18 protein-coding genes are annotated in these 20,192 nt (G+C 53.1%); 12 read left to right on the top strand and 6 right to left on the bottom strand.

Annotation, left to right across the window (positions count from 1 at the left end):
* Positions 1–99: 99 nt before the first annotated feature.
* Positions 100–504: a hypothetical protein gene (locus tag JQN73_RS13475; protein WP_205319402.1), complete on the bottom strand. Its 405-nt coding sequence runs from the start codon at positions 502–504 to the stop codon at positions 100–102.
* 932 nt (positions 505–1,436) lie between these two features.
* Between JQN73_RS13475 and JQN73_RS13470 the strand changes: the two genes are divergently transcribed.
* From JQN73_RS13470 to JQN73_RS13445, 6 genes are all read left to right on the top strand, one after another.
* Positions 1,437–2,462 carry an ABC transporter substrate-binding protein gene (locus JQN73_RS13470; RefSeq protein ID WP_205319401.1) on the top strand — a complete coding sequence of 342 codons (1,026 nt, stop codon included), beginning with the start codon at positions 1,437–1,439 and terminating at the stop codon, positions 2,460–2,462.
* Positions 2,463–2,638: 176 nt separating this feature from the next.
* On the top strand, positions 2,639–3,658 hold the full coding sequence (locus JQN73_RS13465; RefSeq protein ID WP_205319400.1) for an aromatic ring-hydroxylating dioxygenase subunit alpha: 1,020 nt from the start codon (positions 2,639–2,641) through the stop codon (positions 3,656–3,658).
* 28 nt (positions 3,659–3,686) lie between these two features.
* Positions 3,687–4,508, top strand: coding sequence for an ABC transporter ATP-binding protein (locus tag JQN73_RS13460; protein WP_205323359.1), 822 nt, complete (start codon positions 3,687–3,689; stop codon positions 4,506–4,508).
* A gap of 51 nt (positions 4,509–4,559) precedes the next feature.
* Positions 4,560–5,354: an ABC transporter permease gene (locus JQN73_RS13455; protein ID WP_205319399.1), complete on the top strand. Its 795-nt coding sequence runs from the start codon at positions 4,560–4,562 to the stop codon at positions 5,352–5,354.
* Positions 5,351–6,778 (top strand): amidohydrolase family protein, encoded by a 1,428-nt coding sequence (locus tag JQN73_RS13450; RefSeq protein WP_205319398.1) that lies wholly within the window; start codon positions 5,351–5,353, stop codon positions 6,776–6,778. Before JQN73_RS13455 ends, JQN73_RS13450 begins: the two co-directional genes overlap by 4 nt.
* Before the next feature lie 826 nt (positions 6,779–7,604).
* Positions 7,605–8,570 (top strand): SHOCT domain-containing protein, encoded by a 966-nt coding sequence (locus JQN73_RS13445; RefSeq protein ID WP_205319397.1) that lies wholly within the window; start codon positions 7,605–7,607, stop codon positions 8,568–8,570.
* Between the two features lie 137 nt (positions 8,571–8,707).
* Here the strand turns inward: JQN73_RS13445 and JQN73_RS13440 are convergent, their stop codons facing one another.
* From JQN73_RS13440 to JQN73_RS13425, 4 genes are all read right to left on the bottom strand, one after another.
* A complete protein-coding gene (locus JQN73_RS13440; protein ID WP_205319396.1) occupies positions 8,708–9,874 on the bottom strand; it encodes an HlyD family efflux transporter periplasmic adaptor subunit in 1,167 nt (388 codons plus the stop codon).
* A gap of 13 nt (positions 9,875–9,887) precedes the next feature.
* Positions 9,888–11,345: an efflux transporter outer membrane subunit gene (locus tag JQN73_RS13435; RefSeq protein ID WP_240162260.1), complete on the bottom strand. Its 1,458-nt coding sequence runs from the start codon at positions 11,343–11,345 to the stop codon at positions 9,888–9,890.
* Positions 11,346–11,428: 83 nt separating this feature from the next.
* Positions 11,429–12,994, bottom strand: coding sequence for a DHA2 family efflux MFS transporter permease subunit (locus JQN73_RS13430; RefSeq protein ID WP_205319394.1), 1,566 nt, complete (start codon positions 12,992–12,994; stop codon positions 11,429–11,431).
* A complete protein-coding gene (locus JQN73_RS13425; protein ID WP_240162259.1) occupies positions 12,991–13,500 on the bottom strand; it encodes a MarR family winged helix-turn-helix transcriptional regulator in 510 nt (169 codons plus the stop codon). The genes JQN73_RS13430 and JQN73_RS13425 overlap by 4 nt, the downstream gene beginning before the upstream one ends.
* Positions 13,501–13,842: 342 nt before the next feature.
* On the opposite strand from JQN73_RS13425, the gene JQN73_RS13420 reads away from it, so the two are divergent.
* The 6 genes from JQN73_RS13420 (at position 13,843) to JQN73_RS13395 (ending at position 19,467) form a co-directional block, all read left to right on the top strand.
* Entirely contained in the window at positions 13,843–14,202 is a 360-nt protein-coding gene (locus JQN73_RS13420) for a hypothetical protein (protein WP_205319392.1), read from the top strand.
* A gap of 14 nt (positions 14,203–14,216) precedes the next feature.
* A complete protein-coding gene (gene miaB, locus JQN73_RS13415) occupies positions 14,217–15,572 on the top strand; it encodes a tRNA (N6-isopentenyl adenosine(37)-C2)-methylthiotransferase MiaB (protein WP_205323358.1) in 1,356 nt (451 codons plus the stop codon).
* A 234-nt stretch (positions 15,573–15,806) separates the two neighbouring features.
* Positions 15,807–16,976 (top strand): PhoH family protein, encoded by a 1,170-nt coding sequence (locus JQN73_RS13410; RefSeq protein WP_205319391.1) that lies wholly within the window; start codon positions 15,807–15,809, stop codon positions 16,974–16,976.
* Positions 16,960–17,448: an rRNA maturation RNase YbeY gene (gene ybeY / locus JQN73_RS13405; protein WP_205319390.1), complete on the top strand. Its 489-nt coding sequence runs from the start codon at positions 16,960–16,962 to the stop codon at positions 17,446–17,448. Before JQN73_RS13410 ends, ybeY begins: the two co-directional genes overlap by 17 nt.
* A gap of 536 nt (positions 17,449–17,984) precedes the next feature.
* Complete coding sequence (locus JQN73_RS13400) at positions 17,985–18,599, top strand: cytochrome b/b6 domain-containing protein (protein WP_205319389.1); 615 nt, start codon at positions 17,985–17,987, stop codon at positions 18,597–18,599.
* 82 nt (positions 18,600–18,681) lie between these two features.
* Positions 18,682–19,467, top strand: coding sequence for a molybdopterin-dependent oxidoreductase (locus JQN73_RS13395; protein ID WP_205319388.1), 786 nt, complete (start codon positions 18,682–18,684; stop codon positions 19,465–19,467).
* A 214-nt stretch (positions 19,468–19,681) separates the two neighbouring features.
* Here the strand turns inward: JQN73_RS13395 and JQN73_RS22795 are convergent, their stop codons facing one another.
* A complete protein-coding gene (locus JQN73_RS22795) occupies positions 19,682–19,912 on the bottom strand; it encodes a pentapeptide repeat-containing protein (RefSeq protein ID WP_205319387.1) in 231 nt (76 codons plus the stop codon).
* Positions 19,913–20,192 lie beyond the last annotated feature (280 nt).

Genomic DNA, 20,192 nt, shown 5'->3' with positions numbered 1-20,192 from the left:
CCGCATCTTCGTCCAGTAACAACAGCGCCGAGACGAACCACAACAATCCGTAAGCAGGAGCGCATCTCACCAGGACAAATAGCCGCTCTTTGAAAACCATTAGCGCGCACCGTGCCGTTTTTTGTCCATCACAGGCGCGTCGTCGGTCTGCTCTTTTTGCGAGCTGATATTGTGCCCGGGGAGCTTATCCTCGGGAAGGTTATCTTCGAGGAGGTTATCAATCCGCGCAGCAGTAGCGTCGCCCAGCATGCGAGACGACATCAATGCAAGGCGCAGCAAGCGTTCAGTGTCGCGAATCGTCAACGTCGGCAGTGTATCGGTGCCCCGATCCGAGTTGCTCAGATGCGCCAGATCAATGCAGGTTTCGACGCCGCGGCAAACATCTAGCGTCTGCGCATAAAATTGTGCGGCAGCGTCATGCTGATGGTGGGAAGGTAACCATGAAAATGGTTGATGGAATGCTTCTAATTCTGATGACGATTCTGCTGCGATTGATTTGCTCATGCTTGCACCACAAGAACGATTTCGGTGCTGCTCGAAGCGATGTGCGGACTGATTCGCAAACAAAATGGAATAGAGCTGATGGTATTAAACAATGTGCTTTCCTTTGTGTATGATTAATCTGCATCCCGTTATCAAGCGGGTGGGCGGCAAAATGGCAGGGTTGATAAACTGGCACACAAAAGAAAACCAGCAAGTCCGAGGACTTCCCCGTCACCGCCGCCCAATGAGGCGAACGAAGACGACCGCACGAAAAAAAAACGGCATTGCGCCGTTTGTGCGCTTTTGTGTATTCAGGTTATCAAGCCCGTTCTCCTTTTTCTCAGAGACAACAAGAGTATAAAGCAACCTGATGCAGTTTGTAAATCGGTCGGAATCAAGCCGGGCGGGCCGCAAATAACGAGGTTGATCGACCGGCACCTACCCTAACCGGCACCTCGCAGGTTCCTTGTTATCACCGCCCGAAGAAATCGGCGTATAAGCCATGCCGGCACGACTTATGAATTCGTTGACCCTGCGCCTTCTCGCACCAAGATGAATCAAATCCATGCGCAGATTTGATGCGTGATCGCGGCCATATTGCAGAGGGGAACTCTCTCCGGCACCACGTCCCGCGTAACTCTTTGATTTTAATCACGACAGTCAATTTTTACCGTCATTGGCACGCAGATTGCTTAGACTACTGCGGAGTAGAAGCTGGCAATTGTGCATCCGCACTGGATGTCATAACGGGTCATTGCTCTGGTAACGGTTGATGTGTTGACCGTTACGCGTCTGCTATCTGGACGCTTGTGTTCGTTACGGAACGCAACGGAGACCCGACTTTTGCCTTGGCAGGCAAACTGCAACTTTTCTTCCGTCGCCAGGTCGGCCCCGTTGTGTTTCGGTTTATCGCATGGCTTTTGCTGTGTGCAACTTCTCAACGGAGAACCGAAATGCTGCTTACCCTCGTTCGTCAATCAATCCCTTCTCGCTCTCCCGGCAATTTGCTACGCCGTGTGACGACTGCGCTCGCGCTCGTTACGGCTACGCTGATTGCGCCACTTGTCCATGCCGATGACAAGGTTGTCTTTTTAACGTCGTGGTACGCGCAAGCCGAGCATGGCGGTTTCTATCAGGCTGTGGCAAAAGGGATTTACAAAAAATACGGTCTTGATGTCACCGTCAAAATGGGCGGTCCACAGGTCAATGGCATGCAATTGCTGGCGGCTGGTCAGGCCGATTTCCTGATGGGTTACGATCTTCAGGTCTTGAGTGCAGTCGAAAAAGGCATGCCGGTGACCACCGTTGCGACTTCCTTTCAAAAAGATTTGCAGGGGATGATGACGCATGATGACGTCAAAGGTCTGGCTGATATGAAGGGCAAGACCATTTTGGCTGGCAGTGCGGCACACGCCACCTGGTTGCCGTGGCTGGAAGCCAAGTATGGCTACACCGATGCGCAGGTGCGGGCTTATACCTTTAATCTGCAACCGTTCTTTGCTGATCCCAACGTGGCGCAACAAGCCTATCCTTCTTCCGAGCCGTTCCAGGCGATGAAGGGCAATGTAAAAACCCATTTTTTCCTGTTTGCGGATGACGGTTATCCACCGTACGGCAGCACCATTGTGACGATGCAGAAGACAATTGCGGAAAAGCCGGATGTGGTGGCGCGCTTTGTTAAAGCCTCGATCGAAGGCTGGAAAAGTTATCTGGCCGATCCGACTGCTGGCAATGAATTGATCAAAAAAGAAAATCCAAAAATGGACGACGAGCAGATCGCCTACGGGGTCAAACGCATGAAGGAGTTAAAGGTTTTTGACGGTGGCGATGCCGCCAAACTGGGCGCTGGCGTGATGACTGATGCGCGCTGGGAACAGACGGCCAGGTTCATGGTGTCGGCTGGATTGTTGAAATCCGATACCGACTGGAAGCAGGCGTATACCACCCGCTTCGTTAAAGACTTGAAGATCATGCCTTAAGGGGCATGGAGATGGGCTCGGATGAAGCGCGTTTGCGTTAAAACAGGTTCATCACTCCGCACAAATTCAGAATCAATTTAGTCATGGCGATGTGCCCCCGCATCGCCAGTCAGCGAAGGCGACCGTATTGGCACGCCGGCTGAAGGTGCCTTTCGGTGCCATGCAAGGAGAACACCATGTTAGTCACAAAACAGCCTGTCCTGCGCCGCTTCTGGTATGCGTTAATGCCGATGACCAGTCTGGACGATGGGCCGAAGCCTTTCACGCTTCTGGGTGAAAATATCGTATTATGGAAAAAAGAAGACGGCACGCCAGCGGCGCTGCGCGACCGTTGCTGCCACCGCACCGCAAAGCTTTCCAAGGGTTTCGTTGAGGGCGATAACATTGTCTGCGGTTATCACGGCTGGACTTACGACTGTTCCGGCGCGTGCGTCAGAATTCCACAAAATCCAGGCAGCGCCATCCCCGCTGGCGCCAAAGTTCCGGCATTCCACTGTCAGGAAAAGTACGGTTACGTATGGGTGGCGCTGGAAGACCCACTCCGTCCGATTCCGGACTTCCCCGAAGATGGTGCGCCGGGGTATCGACGGATTTTTCAGTTCTATGAAGAGTGGAAAACCAGCCCGTTGCGAATGATGGAAAACTCATTCGATAATGCGCATTTTTCTTTTGTACACAAGGCAAATTTCGGGATACTCGATCAGCCGACACCAGCGCCATATATTTTCCGCGATACCGATTACGGTTTCGAAGCGGAAACAATCGTGCCGATTCGCAACCCGGAAGCGGGCCACCAGATTACCGGCACCACCGATGCGATCACTAATCGACATCTGATCAACCGCTACTATCTGCCCTTTTCGCGCCGCTTCGGTTGCATGTATCCTACCAGCGGCATCGACCATATTATTTATAACTGTGCCACGCCGATTGATGATGACCGCATGATTTTGGTGCAGTGGTTATACCGCAACGATAGTGAAGAAGCGGTCAGCACGCAGACGCTGATCGATTGGGATGCAGCCATCACCGCGGAAGACCGCGAGATACTGGAAGCGACCGATCCGGATGCCTGTATCGATACCCGCCGCCGCGTGGAGTTTCATATGCCGTCGGACAAACCCGGGCTGATGATCCGCAAGCAGCTTTTGGACTTGCTCACTGAGCATGGTGAAGTCGAAGTTTTTCGTACCTGACCCGACCGTAAAGGAGAACGCTATGCTGATGAAATCCAATCCGGTCGCGCCTGCGGAAAACGCGGTCAATCCAGATGCCGATACGGTGCTGTACGCCAACAAGATCGAAAAGACTTATCCCAACGGAACCCATGCGCTCAATGAGGTGCGTCTCGCCATCAAGCGCCGTGAATTTGTGTCCTTGCTCGGTCCATCCGGGTGTGGAAAGAGTACGCTGCTGCGCATGTTTGCGGGTCTCGATCAACCGAGCGCCGGTCATGTGCGGTGGTGGAACGAGGGCGTTATTCCGCTGCGCCACCCCGGCCGCGGCATGTCGATGGTGTTTCAGGAAGCCACGCTGATGCCGTGGGCAAGCGTTGCCGCCAACACCCGCCTGCCGCTCGATCTGGCGGGGATACCAGCCTTCGAAAGCGAAGCGCGGGTGGCGCGTGCGCTGGAGATGGTAGGCCTGTCCAAATTTCACAACGCATGGCCACGCGAGCTTTCAGGCGGTATGCAGATGCGCGCTTCGATTGCGCGCGCACTGGCCACTGAACCTAATTTATTGCTAATGGATGAGCCGTTTGGTGCGTTGGATGAATTCACCCGTAACAAGCTTGACGCCGATCTGCGCGATCTCTGGAGCAAACAGGATCTGACCGTGGTGTTCGTCACGCATAGCATTTACGAAGCGGTCTTTTTGTCGACGAAAGTGGTGGTGATGGGCGCACGCCCCGGTCGCGTGATTGCCGAGGTAAACATTGACGGACCGGCACATCGCGATGAGGCATTTCGGGTTTCGCCTGAGTTTGTCAAATACTGCCAAACCCTCTCCGACCTGCTGATCCGCGCCAACGCGCTGGACGCATAAACGGCATGCGCTTGATGCATAAGCGCGCGCGATAAAGAAAAGGAAAACCACATGCATTTACCATTGATCCATAACCCGCGGGCGCTAAGTTTCCTTGCGCCGCTGCTGTTGGGAATTTTATTGTTAGGTACGTGGCAGGGCTTGTGTGTAGCCTGGAAAGTGCCCACCTATCTGGTACCGACCCCGCTCGACATTCTGCATGCGTTATTCGCCAACTGGCGCGAACTGTTTGGCGCATTGCTGGTGACGTTGAAGGTCACGGCGCTGGCTTTTTTATGCGCAGTGGTCCTGGGCGTGTTCGTTGCGTTCCTTCTGGTGCAGAGTCGGCTGATCGAAATCAGTCTTTTCCCGTATGCGGTCCTGTTGCAGGTAACGCCGATTGTGGCGATTGCGCCGCTGATTATCATCTGGGTCAAGCAGCCCACCGCAGCACTGGTGATCTGCTCTGCCATGGTGGCCCTGTTTCCTATCATTTCCAATACGTTATTGGGGTTGCGTAGTGTAAATCCTGGCTTGCTCAATTTGTTCAAGCTGAACCGGGCGACACCTTGGCAAACGTTGTTGCGCTTGCGCATTCCGAGTGCATTGCCGTATTTTTTTGGCGGCTTACGGATCTCTAGCGGGCTGGCGCTAATCGGTGCAATTGTCGCTGAATTCGTGGCTGGCACGGGCGGCAACGGCGCGGGTCTGGCCTATCAAATTTTGCAGGCGGGCTTTCAGTTAAATATTCCGGTGATGTTTGCCGCCCTTCTGTTGATCGCTATCACGGGCGTGCTACTCTTCCTGAGCATGGCTGCACTCTCGCGGCTTTGCTTGCGTCATTGGCATGAAAGCGAGCTATCGTGAACAACTTACTAATCCGCAATGCGGCAGGTATTCTGACTGGCCTGCGCGGTGCTGATGCGCGCCATGCCGGGCCCGATATACGAATCACCGACGGGCGCATCGCAGCAATGGGAAGCCTCGTACCGGTTCCTGGCGAGCGCACGCTGGATGCGACCGATTGCGTGATCTATCCGGCATGGGTGAACACCCACCATCATCTCTTTCAAGCCTTGTTAAAAGGCGATCCGCTGGGAATCAACGCCACACTAACACCTTGGCTGGCGGCCACGCCCTACCGCTTTCGCGCTGCTTTCGACGCAAAACTGTTCCGGCTGGCCGCACGCATTGGCATGATTGAGCTGGCGTTATCGGGCTGCGCAACCGTGGCCGATCACAACTATCTGTATTACCCGGGTCAAGATTTCGACACTTCAGCGATCCTGTTCGAGGAGGCGGAAAAACTGGGCCTGCGCTTTGTGCTGTGCCGCGGCGGTGCCACCCTGACGCGGCAACTTGAATCCGAATTGCCGCAAGCCATGCGCGCCGAGACCTTCGATGGTTATCTGGCCGACATTGAGCGACTGGCAGCACGCTATCACGATCCCGCGCCCGACGCGATGCGGCGCATCGTGGTGGCACCAACCACGCCACCTTATTCGATGCGTCCGCAAGAATTGCGTGAATGTGCGTCGGTTGCGCGTCGGCTCGGCTTGCGCCTGCATTCGCATTTGTCGGAAACCGTGGGCTATCAGGATAGCGTGCAAAGTATGCACAAAATGAGTCCGGTACGTTTTTGCGAAAGTGTTGACTGGGTTGGCGAGGATGTCTGGTTTGCGCACATGGTCAAACTCGATGCTGACGAAATCGCGCTGATGGGCCAGACCCGCACGGGTATTGCCCATTGCCCACAAAGCAACGGCCGTCTCGGCAGCGGCATTGCACCGGTGCGTGCTTTAGAAAATGCGGGAGTGCCGATTTCGATTGGGGTGGACGGCGCGGCCTCCAACGAAGCCGCGGATATGATTTCGGAAGTACACGCAGCATGGCTGATGCAACGCGCCAAAGGAGGCGAAGCGGCACGGCCCATATATCTCTATGGTCACGGCGAAGCGGGCGCTGATGCTGCGACCGTGGAAGATGTTGTGCGCTGGGGCACTGCTGGCGGCGCTGCGGTGTTGGGTTTACCCGCTATCGGAACACTCGCACCAGGCCAGGCGGCTGACATTGCGATCTATGATCTCAGTCGTGATCCGCGCTATTTTGGCTTGCACGATCCGGCCATCGGCCCGGTCGCCAGCGGCGGGGCTGCGCATCTGCGTGCGCTGCTGATCGGCGGACGCGAAATTGTCATCAACGGCGCTGTGCCTGGCCTGGATATGCGCGAACTGGCGGCCGAAGCCCGTGACGCCGTGCGCACGATGCTTGCTCGAGCTGATGGGCGCTAATTGACTGAATAGGGGCGACTGAACACGGGGCAACTCGATACGGGCGCGCAGGAGAATGCATGTCTCATTCCCGTGCACTATCTCTGTACTGGAGTGTTATTCAGAAAAGATATAAAGGAAATGGCAAATTGAAATTGGCTTTCAATCTGCTATTTTTTTATACTTGCGGGCATTAAACACCGACATTTTTCTGGAGCCCTACCATGCAATTATTTCAATATATCCCTGTCGCTTTAGTATTAGCCGCCTTTGTCCTGCGTTTTTATGTGGCCTCAAAAGCAGGATTTTCACAAAGTAAATAGAGCAAACTAAGCCGCTTTATTGGTTCGTTTACTAGTTGCATTATTAGGTGACACTTCATTGCCTATCACCTTCGACGTTTTTTCGAGCAATATCTGACGAGTCTTCGTATTAAGCGCTGGTGTCTCTTGCATTGCACGAGCACGCCAAAAGGTCACTTCTCAGCATATTTGCGCCTAGGTCTTCTCCGGTACATTTCTGGCAAGCTACAAGCCTGGCGCATGGTGCCCATTAATCGGAAGGCCAGCAGCGCAACAAGTTCGACTCCCAGTCCAAAAATGCACCAATGTGGCATCTTTCTGTCACTTTTCTTCCTATTCTGGTGCAATAAAAACTGCTCGCCGCACACATTCTCTATTGCCATGAAGTAACCCGTTGTATTACGGAGAATCCCGGCGTGCAGGGTTGATAACGTTTAAACTGTCGCAAAATAAGTTGATCGTTCCCTCCGCGATTTGCCCCTTCAGTTTGTGCTGGCATTCCTCGCAATCCCAGCCTTTGTCATTCCACGAATAGGAAAACTACCATGCAACAACTTTCTCCAAGCGGACGCCAGGTGATCGAAGAGATCGCAAGACGTCATGGATTCAGTGTCGATGCAGTGCTAAGCATGCTTGAGTCGGTCATTAATGGAAACGGCGGAATGGCGCAGTTTAATCACCCTGAATTCAGCGGCTCCGGTCAGTGGATGCAGGGCGGAATGACAATGGTGTCGGACATGTTTAACGGCTATCTGAAAAATCGAGTTGACAGCCTGTGTTCCGAACTGGCGCGTCTGATCGCGAATCAACCGGACTTGCTGCGTAGTGGAAGTTTCCAATCGCAAAGCCAGGGTGGGTCGCGTTATGGTCAGCAGCAAAACAACTATGCGAATAACCAATATCAAGACGCAAATTCTCTTCCGATAGATCATTCAGCGAGCCTGTTTGTCTCCCCTGCTCCGGGCAAATCTGCTGATTGGTGGCCTGCCGATCTGCGTTGGCCGAACAGCACCGGCGCGCAGAATGATGTGCGCTATGCCTATTTTGCGCAGGCGCGGCGTCTGGCGATTGAAGTGCACGGCAAGGTCACCGTGTATGACACGCTGGACCATCAGATTGGCGGCTTTTCACAACAGCAATCTTACGGCGGATCGATCTCCTTTAACAGTCAGTACGGCTTGATTGATGTGGCCAGCTTGCCGGTTATTTCTGTCGATGGCGTAGCACCGGTGAGTCAAAACAACCATAACAACATCAACAACAATATCAACGCGGACCAGTTTGCCTACAGTCAGCCGCAAGCACCCGTCGTTAGCCAACCAGTCGAGCAGCACCAGCAGCCCGCAGCACCGCAACAGCAAGCCGTGAACCCGGGCACGGGAGCGGCCTCGAATGCGGCGGATGCGGATATCTTCGTCAAGATCGAAAAACTGGCTGATCTGCGCAAACGCGATTTGCTCAGCGAAGAAGAATTTGTCGCTAAAAAGACGGAATTGCTGGCACGGTTGTAACTTCAGCGAGGAATGGCGGTGGTGACGTCCCACGTTTAATTCGGCATAAAAAAACTCTCAATCATGATATTGAGAGTTTTTTTTGAGGTTTAGCTTTGTGGCGTTGGCGGTCGTTCCGGCACGCCATTCAAAAAAGACTACTTGACCAGATTGCCGGCAATGATCGCATCGGCCGCTGCTTCGGCTTGTTGCACCGGCTGGTTCAGCGCTTGCGTGGAGTAAAGGATTGCAGCTGGCATCGGAGCACCAAGCATGACGCCATCGGTGCGGTGCGTATCGACAGTGACGGTCGTGGATAATCCTATCCGCAACGGATGTTGCGCCAGTTCTTTAGGATCCAGCGAAATACGCACCGGGACGCGCTGGACAACTTTAATCCAGTTGCCAGAGGCGTTTTGCGCTGGCAACAAGGAGAATGCACTGCCGGTTCCCGCCGATAAGCCGACGACTTTACCGTGGAAGGTTACCTTGCCGCCATATAAGTCGGCTTCGATGTCTGCCGGTTGTCCGATACGGATGTTGCGTAGCTCCGATTCTTTGAAGTTGGCATCAATCCAAAGTTGATCGAGCGGTACGATGGACATTAACGGCGTGCCCGGTGTGACATGCGCACCGACCTGGACGCTGCGCTTGGCGATGTAACCCGAAACCGGTGCCAGAATCGCGTTGCGGCGCACAGTCAGCCACGCTTGGATGAAATCGGCTTTCGCTGATAACACACCAGGATTGTCGGACAAACTGACACCGGCGGTGGCTGCACGGGCGGCATCGGCCTGCTTCAGAGCGACTTCCAGCGAGGCTTTTGCATCGTCCACCGCCTGGCGGGCGTGGGCCACCTCTTCACCGGACAGGGTGTGAAGCGCCTCTAGCGGCGCGCGGCGCGCCAGATCGTCGGCAGCATTTTTTAATTCAAGTTTTTTCAAAGCAATCGTTGCGTCGTATTGGGACACGCTCGAATAGCGCTCACGCAATTGACGCACCGTCGTGCCTAAATGCGCCCGCGCCTGAGTCAGCCCGACAGCGGCGTCAATAGGGTCGAGCTTGACAACTTCGTCACCCGCTTTTACCTGTTGCGTTTCGTCCGCGCGTATCTGCTGCACGTTGCCCGACACTTGCGACGACAGGGTCACCAGATTGCCGCCAACGTAGGCGTTATCGGTTTCCTCCTGCTTGGATAAAACCAGTGCGTAATAAATTGCGTAGGCGACACCAGCGAGTATGAATAACAACGTAATGCCGATTAAAACCAATTTTCGCTGAGTGTTTTTAGGCGAATTGGGAGTGCTTTGATTGTCGATAGCCATGGAAATGTCCGGTTTATTTTGATGACTGAGAAGGCGAGGCAGGCTGGCTGATCGGGTCAGCCTGATATCCGCCACCTAACGCACTGACCAGCGAGACTTCCGCTTGCAGCTGTTGGTTTTGTAATTGAAGGCTGGTGTCCTGCTGTGCCAACTGGTTTAATTTGGCGGAAAGAACGGTGCCATTATTGGCGAGTCCATGCTGGAATTTTTCCTGTGCCGTGTGCAGCAGGTCGTCACTGGCTTGCATGGCGGCTTGTTGCAGCCTGATCTGGTTTTGAATGCCTTGCATTGCCGCGCCGCTTTGCGCCACGTCGCGCACTGCGTTAAACACGCTTTGATTGTAATCAGCGATCATCTCGTTGCGCTCGGAGCGCGCCGAATCAAGTCGGGCGTCAAGGCGCTTGCTATCGAATAATGGTAAAGATAATGTGGGGCCGACAAACAGCGTGCGACTCGCCGCATTCAGCAAGTTGCCTAGCCCAATGCTGTCCAGACCAAACGACGCCGTGAGGTTAATGTCTGGATAAAATGCTGCCTGCACCACCTCGATACGACTGAGGGAAGCCTCCACCCGAAAGCGGGCGGCTTGCAGATCGGGACGTCGTGCCAACAAATTCAGTCCCAGCGTGGAGGGCAAGGCGTGGGCTACATCAACCATTTTCTGCGGCATCAGGTCGGTCAACGCCTTGGCATCGGCACCGACCAATGCGCGCAGCGCTTCGCGTTCTCCGATCATATTGGCATCCAGTTGCGCGATACGTTGATTCAGATAACTCAAGTCTGACTCCACCGTGCGTTGGGTGTCGATTGCAGCGAGACCGTGCGCAATGCGTTTTTTGATATCGGCCAAAATAGCCGTCTGTGCATAGACACTCGCCTGCAGATTGGTGCTGCGAGCCCAGTCGCTTTGCAGATTAAAGTAATGCTGCGTGATCACCGCCGCCAACACCTGTTCGGCTTGGGCATAATCGGCCTTACGGGCATTGACTTCGCCGAGCGCCGCAGCGATCTGTGCGCGATGTTTTCCCCACCAGTCGAAGTCATACTGACCTTGCACCTGTAGCGTCGTCTCGTTATAAAAACTGCCGCCAATCGGCGCCGGGAACAGACCGTTGCTTGAGTAACGTTGGCGTGTCTGGTCGGCGTTAAACACGACGTTCGCTTTACGGTCAGCGCCGTTGTAAGCCAACGTTGCGCTGGCGGTCCCGATGCGTGCTGCAGCGACGGCCAGCGTCGGACCATTCGCCAATGCTTGTGACATCAGTGCGTTGAGCTGGGCGTCGCCGTATTGGGTCCACCACTGCGCTTCCGGCCATCCGTCACGCGCAAGCTTGATATCGGCAGCCAGCGCGGCGCTGGCGATATTTTGCTGCGGCAAACTATGCTGATCGGGCGGAATGCTGGCACAGCCAGCCATTCCGAGGGTGAGCGCTAGCAGCGCCGCGGTAATACGAACATTTGATTTACGCACGATTAACATTTAAAAGAGTGATGCCATTAAAATTTCGTGAACCTTCATGAACCTTCATTGATCTTGAAACGGTATTCCGCGTACTAATCGAACGCAGCGTGATCCATATTGGGCTGTGATTTATTTTTGGGTGCCCGAATTAACAATAGAAGCGGAAGCACCAACAAGGTCAGAATCAACATCAGCCAAAAATCGTCAACATAGGCCATCATGCTGGCTTGCCGTGTGATCTCAACGTTTAATGCCGCAGCGCCGCCAGAGGTTGCCAGGTTGTAGACCGATGCAATGCCAGGGTCTTGCAGCGCAGGATTGGCATAAGTGACATGCTGGACCAGCGATGCATGCGCGATTTGGGTATTCCGCACCAACAGCGCTTGCACTAAAGCGATACCGATACTGCTGCCGATATTGCGCGCCAGACTATAAATGGCGGTGCCTTGCGCTAGCATGGTGGGTGACAACGTGGCAAAAGTTGCCGCGCTCAACGGCACGAACACCAGGCCTAATCCAATTCCCTGAACAAAACCCGGCCAGATAATGTCTTTCTCTGAAAGCACGAGTGTGTAATGCGACATCTGCCATAACGAGTAGGCGGTGATGGAAAATCCCAGCCCTAACAAAATGCGCAAATCGACCCGGCCAACCAATCGGCCAACCAGCAGCATCGCAACCAGGGTGCCTAAGCCGCTTGGCGCGGTGACCAGACCGGCAAACTTGGCCGGATAATCCATTAAACCTTGCAACATGGAGGGGGTGAGCGCGCGGGTCGCGAACAGCACCAGGCCGACAATGAAGATGAATAACAAACCCGTGACGTAATTTGCGTTCTTCAATAAGCGGTAATCAAAAAAGGACTTTCCAGCGGGCCGTAATATCGTGTGGGCGAGGAAATACGAGAAACTAAGCGCCATGACAATCGCCTCAGCCCAGGTCTCAAACGAGGAGAACCAGTCGTTTTGTTCGCCCCGATCCAATAGCAATTGCATCGCTCCGATGGCGATGCTGAGCGTGGCAAACCCGAACATGTCGAACTTCATTGAGCGCGCCGCGGGCAACTTGCGGATGTATTTCCAGATACCATAAAACGCCAGCGCCCCCACCGGAACGTTGATGAAGAACACCCAACGCCAGCTGTAACTGTCAGTTAGCCATCCCCCCAATGTTGGTCCGAGGATAGGACCGATCATCACGCCCATGCCCCAGACTGCCATCGCTGAACCATGTTTTTCGCGCGGGTTGATTTCCAGCAAAACAGCTTGTGAAAGCGGTACCAGCGCGGCGCCGAATGCCCCTTGTAACAAACGGGCCGTGACGATCTCGGTCAATGAACCCGATAAACCGCAGAGGACGGAGGCAATGGTGAATCCGGCAATGGAGACTAAAAATATATTTTTCTGACCAAAACGGTCGCACAACCAACCGGTCAGTGGCGTGGCGATAGCCACTGCAACAATGAAGGATGTCAGCACCCAGGTGACCTGATTTTGCGTCGCAGACAAGCTGCCTTGCATATGCGGCAACGCGACGTTGGCGATAGTGCCATCCAGCGCCTGAATAATCGTGGCCAGCATGATTGAAACCGTGATCATCCCTCGATTAATGACAGGTTCGTCGGTATCTGCTCCACCAATTGTCGCCGTACTACTCATGATGACGGATCGCCTGACGAAACAGCGGCTGACGAAACAGCGGCTGACGAAACAGCGGCTGACGAAACAGCGGCTGGCGAAACAGCGGCGGGCGAACCAGCGGCCAACGAATCCGCGGAGGCTTGTAGCGTTTCCAGCACTTCGGTCGCTGCCAGCAGTTTTTGCGGGTCAATTTGTGCGAGAAACTCTGCACGAAAGGCATCCGCCTCAGTTTTAACCTTGCCGTAAAGCTGCATACCGGTCTCGGTCAATTCGATCAGTTTGACGCGCCGATCAGTTTCTGAGGGGACGCGTACGATAAATCCGGCTTTGGCCAAACGATCAATCATCGACACCATCGTCGGGTCTTCAACGTTAAGGCTCTGCGCCAGTTCGGTCTGGGACATCGGCTTGTCCGCTTTGGCAATCGTGGCGATTGCCATCCAGCCCGCCTGCCCGACGCCCAGGTCCTTGAGGCGACGGTCCAGTGCCTGGCGCCAGGCACGCGCGGTACTGTGCAGTGCCATGGAAAAACGTTCTTCGATAGAGGGCATATTGTTAGTTATATAATGATTAGAGTGCTTACGATTAGCATATCACACTGTTTTTTGATCTGCATAGTTAAATTCGTAGCTTGGGTTTGCGGCATTGAAAGGCGGAGGCTGATGAAGCGAATTGACTGGATTTTTCGGTGTAACGGTACGCAACGTTGATCTAAATAGACATGAAAACCGGATTCAATACGGCGTTTGGCCGAAAACCATCCATTTCGGAATGTTATAATTCTGGCGGTAATTCAGTGCTGGGAATGATCTGGGGTCAGTCCACCAGCAACGGGTCTGCCCACCCCTGCCGATGATTGGAGTTCCATGCAAGCAATAATGTGGTTAAGACGCTTATTGGCGATACCAATGGCGATGTTCGCACTCACCCTCGCACATCCGGCAGCGGCGTTTGATCGCACGTTTCCACAGACTACGTTGCGTGGCAATATGGCCATTACCGCCTACCCTGCGATTGTGATCGGCAAAGCAAATTTGCGGCTTTCGCCAGGTTCGCGGATCTGGGGGCAAAATAATTTGACGCAGATTCCGGTGTCGCTGGGTGATAGCATTTATTTAGTCAATTACACCCAAAATAGCGACGGCGACGTCGATCGCGTCTGGATACTGACCACCGATGAAGCGAGTCAGTCAGTAGAGAGTCAACGTAGCAATTTGAAATGGTAGTGATGGATAAAACGATACAAAAGAAAGTCTACATAAAAACGTTCGGTTGTCAGATGAACGAATATGATTCAGACAAAATGGCGGATGTTCTTAACGCCTCCCACGGCCTGATTAAAACTGATCGGCCGGAGGATGCCGACGTAATTTTGCTGAACACGTGTTCGGTGCGCGAAAAAGCACAGGAAAAAGTGTTTTCTGATCTGGGCCGCCTGCGCGAGCTGAAATTCAAGAACCCTGATCTGCTGATTGGCGTGGGCGGCTGCGTGGCCTCCCAGGAAGGTGCGGCGATTGTTAAACGCGCGCCTTATGTGGATATTGTATTTGGCCCGCAAACCCTGCATCGCTTGCCAGAGATGATCAAGCAACGTCGCATGACGGGCAACTCGCAGGTCGACATCAGTTTTCCTGAAATTGAAAAGTTTGATCACATGCCGGCGGCCAAGGTGGACGGCGCGACCGCATTCGTGTCCATCATGGAAGGTTGCAGCAAATATTGCAGTTATTGCGTGGTGCCTTACACTCGCGGTGAAGAAGTATCACGCCGGTTTGAAGACGTCCTCACGGAAGTTGCCGGTCTGGCCGAGCAAGGCGTGAAAGAAATTACGCTTCTGGGTCAGAACGTGAATGCGTTCCGCGGCGAAATGGCGGATGGGGAAATCGCCGACTTTGCGCTGCTGATCGAGTTCATTGCCGAAATACCGGGTATCGAACGCATTCGCTTTGTGACCAGTCACCCAAAAGAATTTACGCAACGGCTGATCGATACGTACGCCAAAGTGCCGAAGCTGGTCGACCATTTATATCTTCCGGCGCAACATGGTTCGGACCGTATTTTAGCGGCGATGAAGCGCGGTTATACCGTACTCGAATACAAATCAGTGGTTCGACGCTTGCGTAAGGTGCGCCCGAACATTTGCATTTCGAGTGACTTTATTGTCGGGTTTCCGGGCGAAACGGATGAAGACTTTGAAGCCGTGATGAAGCTGATCCACGAAATCGGTTATGACAACAGTTTCAGCTTTATTTTTAGTCCGCGTCCGGGTACGCCCGCCGCCAATCTGGAAGACGACACGCCACACGAAGTAAAACTACGGCGTCTGCAACAATTACAGGCGGTGATTCAGGCGAATACGATTCGCATCAGCGAAGAAATGATCGGAACCGTGCAACGGATTCTGGTGGAAGGCCCATCCAAAAAAGATGCCAATGAGTTGCAAGGTCGCTCTGAAAACAATCGCGTGGTGAACTTTGACGGAGGCACCGACAGCGCGCGACTGATCGGGCAACTGATCGATGTCACCATCACCGAAAGTTATAAATATACTTTGCGTGGCGAGCTGATTGCCACCTCAGTGGATGTTGCTGCTTAGATCATTGTTGCCGGTCTAAAAGGTTTGATAATCGCTGTCGCCGCTCACCTTAGCTGGGTAATCATGCCAGGCCGGTAGCATTGAGCGATGGCTGTGGGGCAGACTGACGTGGTGTAGATCGCCGGGATCGTGTACTCTGCCCCTTTGCATCTGCGCTATTTAAGGCAGCCTCGGCAAAAAGTATTACGCTTTTTTCTCTCATCTTGATGCAATCACTTACGAGCAGACATTCGCTTGAAAACCAAAACTAAAACGCCCACCCAGCCGTATTACTTTATCCCTGAACCGCTGGATAACACGCGGCTAGCGCACCTATGCGGACCGCTGGACGAGAACTTACGTCAAATTTCGGCCGCTCTTGACGTCACGCTTTTTCGTCGTGGCGAGAAATTTATTGCCTCCGGTACGAACGCAGAACGCGCGGTTTCCATGCTGGAACAGTTTTATGCGTTAGCGCATAGAGTTATTTCGGTGGACGAAATCCAGTTGGCGCTGGTCGAACAACGCGCCAATCAGGCGCATAAAAAGAATGGCGAAGCTGTCGACGCCGACGACGACGTCATCAGCGATGCCAGTGACCCTTACATTACTACCCCCATCACCCCGTCGCAGATAGAAAGCCCGGTCTTGAAGACCCGGCGGGCTGATTTACGCGGTCGTACGCCGCATCAAATGGCCTACATTCGCGCGATTCTGGAACACGATGTGACGTTGGGCATAGGCCCTGCCGGGACTGGCAAAACCTACCTGGCGGTGGCATGTGCGGTCGATGCGCTGGAGCGCGATGCAGTAAAACGCATCGTCCTGACGCGCCCTGCGGTCGAGGCTGGCGAACGGCTGGGATTTCTGCCCGGCGATCTCGCACAAAAAGTCGACCCTTATCTGCGCCCGTTGTACGACGCATTGTATGATTTGCTCGGTTTTGATCGTACCCAGAAGATGTTTGAAAAGCAGGCCATTGAAATCGCCCCGCTCGCTTATATGCGCGGCCGTACGTTAAATCATGCTTTCATTATTCTGGACGAGGCGCAAAACACGACGCCGGAACAAATGAAGATGTTTTTGACCCGGATCGGTTTTGGCAGCAAAGCCGTTGTTACCGGCGATGTCACACAAATCGATTTGCAGCGCGGCCAGAAGAGCGGCTTGATCGATGCCATGAATATCATGAAAGACGTGCGCGGAATAGCGTTCACCCGCTTTAACAGTACCGATGTGGTACGCCATCCTCTGGTGGCACGGATTGTGGATGCGTATGAAGCTGCGTCGTTGGCAACCCCGGTTGCCTCGACCCATGGCATCATTGATCCTGTCACCCCTGTGGTGAAGCCAATCAAACTTCCTAAACCTATTGAAACGGGTATCACCAAACGTGCCCGCAGCCGCAATGTCGCAAAAAAATAAAGCTGTGATTAATAAGCTATCGTTATCGGTCCAATATCCCGATGCGCGGCTGAAAGACATCATTTTGCGTCCGCAAGTACGGCGCTGGGTCAAGGCGGCGCTGCTGGCCCCTGCTGAGCTCACCATCCGTTTTGTTGACGCAGAAGAAGGACAGACCCTCAATCGGGATTATCGCGGCAAAGATTATGCGACCAATGTGCTGACATTCGCCTACACCGAGGACGAAGACGCAGAAACCATTGAAGCCGATATCGTTCTCTGCACCGACGTGCTGCAACGCGAGGCTACCGAGCAGGGTAAGTCAGTCGAAGAGCACACCGCGCATCTGGTGGTCCACGGCGTCCTGCACGCACAGGGCTATGACCACGAAGACGATGAGGATGCGACGGAAATGGAAAATCTTGAAATCGACATTCTTGCTGCTTTGGGTTGGCCTAATCCCTATGCGGATTCCGGGATAGCGTTGCTCTAATCCCAGACTACCGTCAAATACTGCGGTAAGACAAATACGCGAAATTGCTCGGCGACGATTTTGGGTCAGTCCCACTAAGTCCGGCATTCAGCATCAAGCATCCAGCACTCCCCAGCTTTGCTCGTTGAGCGACCAACCATCCCCTTCAATCGTCCTGGGATGATGGTTTGTTCGCGCCACTACGATACAAATATTATCGCGCATAAAATAATGTTTATTTTTTGGAAACATATTCTATTCTTTTCTCCCAAAAAGGGACTAGCATGGAGTGTGAGGACCGACCTCCGTCCAAAACCTATCGGCACATCATCTGTGAGATGTATCCGAGATAAAACGGGTGCCGCGAAAGTTATTTGCAAAGTCGTATAAAAATTTGTAAGGAATCGTTTACCCCACCGACTATGTTTCATTCAAGCATTTCGGGCGCATCGCATGCCAACCTAAGTTCCGTTAGATATTGCCTTTCTTAGCCTCAGCTTTGGCATCACCCTTGGCCCCGCCTTTGACCTCACCTTCTTTAACGTTGGGAGACAAAAATGAATACGCTAGCGACCGACGTGCAAAGCAAAGCCGTCATCCATCCAGTCTGGTTACGCATTACCCATTGGCTCAATGCCGTTGCAGTTATCTTGATGATTTTAAGCGGATGGCGAATTTATGATGCATCACCGATCTTTTCTTTCCGCATCCCTGCCAACCTGACGCTGGGCGGCTGGCTGGGCGGTGCGTTGCAATGGCACTTTGCTGCGATGTGGTTGTTAGCAATTAACGGCCTGATTTATCTGCTCATTAATGGCACCACAGGACGCCTCTGGAAGAAATTCTTTCCGCTTACTCCGACGGCGGTGCTGCACGATATGAAACAAGCCCTCACCGGCAAATTGCAGCATCAGGCACTCGACAAATATAACGCGGTACAAAAGCTGGCCTATGTTTCGGTCATGCTCGACATCATCCTGTTGGTGCTTTCAGGGCTTGCAATCTGGAAGTCGGTACAGTTTCCGATTTTGCGCGATCTGATGGGTGGCTATGACAATGCCCGCATAGTGCACTTTTGTGCGATGAGCTTTCTGGTCCTGTTTATCGTGGTTCACATCGTCATGGTGGCGTTGGTGCCACGCACCTTGTTAGCTATGTTACGTGGACGATGAGTGCGCTCATCGAGACGCCTAGACCAACGCTCAGATGAGCCTGCAAGGCACTTTGCACCGATAGATTCGAGGAGTTCCCATCATGATCAAAAAATCCCGCCTGCTTACCGTTGCTTCTCAGCTCGATGCCGAGTCGATATTGAAAGACGCGCGGAAAGCCTTATCGATGCCGTCGCGTCGCCTGTTTGGCAAGCGTGCGCTCACCTTGGGTGGCCTGTCACTGCTGACCGGTTGCAATATTACCGATGATTTATCCGTTGACCATATGCTGGAACGCATCTCACGGATGAATGACGGCGTACAGGGATGGCTGTTCGATCCAAACAAACTGGCACCCACCTATCCGGCCTCCATGATAACGCGACCGTTTCCGTTCAATGCGTATTACAGCGAAGACGAAGTGCCGGAAATACCGGCAGAAGGCTATTTGTTAAAGGTCGGCGGACTGGTGAGCAACAAGCGTCCCTGGACACTCGATGCGTTACATCAACTGCCACAAAACGAGCAAATCACGCGGCATATTTGTGTTGAGGGATGGAGTGCAATCGGCCGCTGGGGTGGCGTACCCTTTTCGCTTTTTTTAAAGCAGATCGGCGCAGATCTCAGTGCCAAATATGTCGATTTTCAATGCGGCGACGATTATCACACCAGCATAGATATGCCGACTGCGCTCCATCCACAAACCCAGCTGACATTAACCTATGACGGTCAAATCCTGCCACCCAAATACGGTTTTCCAATGAAGCTGCGGATGCCGACCAAACTTGGCTATAAAAATCCAAAACATATAATGTCAATGGTAGTCACCAATACGTATCCCGGCGGTTATTGGGAAGACCAGGGTTACAACTGGTTCGGCGGCGCGTAACCAACCCTTTTTATACAACCCGGACTCTGGCCACACTCAAACAGTGCTCGGTTGTCGAAATCCCTGATGCACCGGTTCAGACTTTCTCGTTTGGTCGAGAGAGCCTGTACCGGCGCGCCAGGCACTCACTGATGTATCGGCACTTTTGCCATATTTATATTAATTGGAGATTTACATGAAAAAGCAATTATCTGCAGTACTGATGGGCTGTCTGTTATTGGCCGCTACAAGTGTCTTTGCGCAAGACGCGATGAAACCGGACGCAATGAGTAAAGACAGCATGTCCAAGGACAGTATGGCGAAAGACAGCATGTCCAAGGACAGTATGGCGAAAGACAGCATGTCCAAGGACAGTATGGCGAAAGACAGCATGTCCAAGGACAGTATGGCGAAAGACAGCATGTCCAAGGACAGTATGGCGAAAGACAGTATGCCTAAGGATCAAATGGCGAAAGATAAAATGACTAAAAAAGCCAATACGATGAAGAAAAAATCGACCATGGACAAAGATGCAATGGGTAAGGATGGCATGGCAAAAGATGAAATGAAGAAATAAATTGCAAGAGTAAGCAACTTTGAGGCAATGCGATCACCGCGTTGCCTTTTTTAATTGTGGTTAAAATAACCTCATTTATGCCAATATAATGACTCAAATAGGCACGTTTCTTCGTCCTGTCACATATTTGTTGTATCCTATCGCATTCGAAATAACGTATATCCAAGGC

Origin of the sequence: Glaciimonas sp. PAMC28666 (assembly GCF_016917355.1) — a bacterium.
In the GTDB taxonomy this organism is placed as follows: domain Bacteria; phylum Pseudomonadota; class Gammaproteobacteria; order Burkholderiales; family Burkholderiaceae_D; genus Glaciimonas.
The sequence above is the reverse complement of the archived record's forward strand: the minus strand, read 5'-3'. Positions and strand labels throughout refer to the sequence as shown.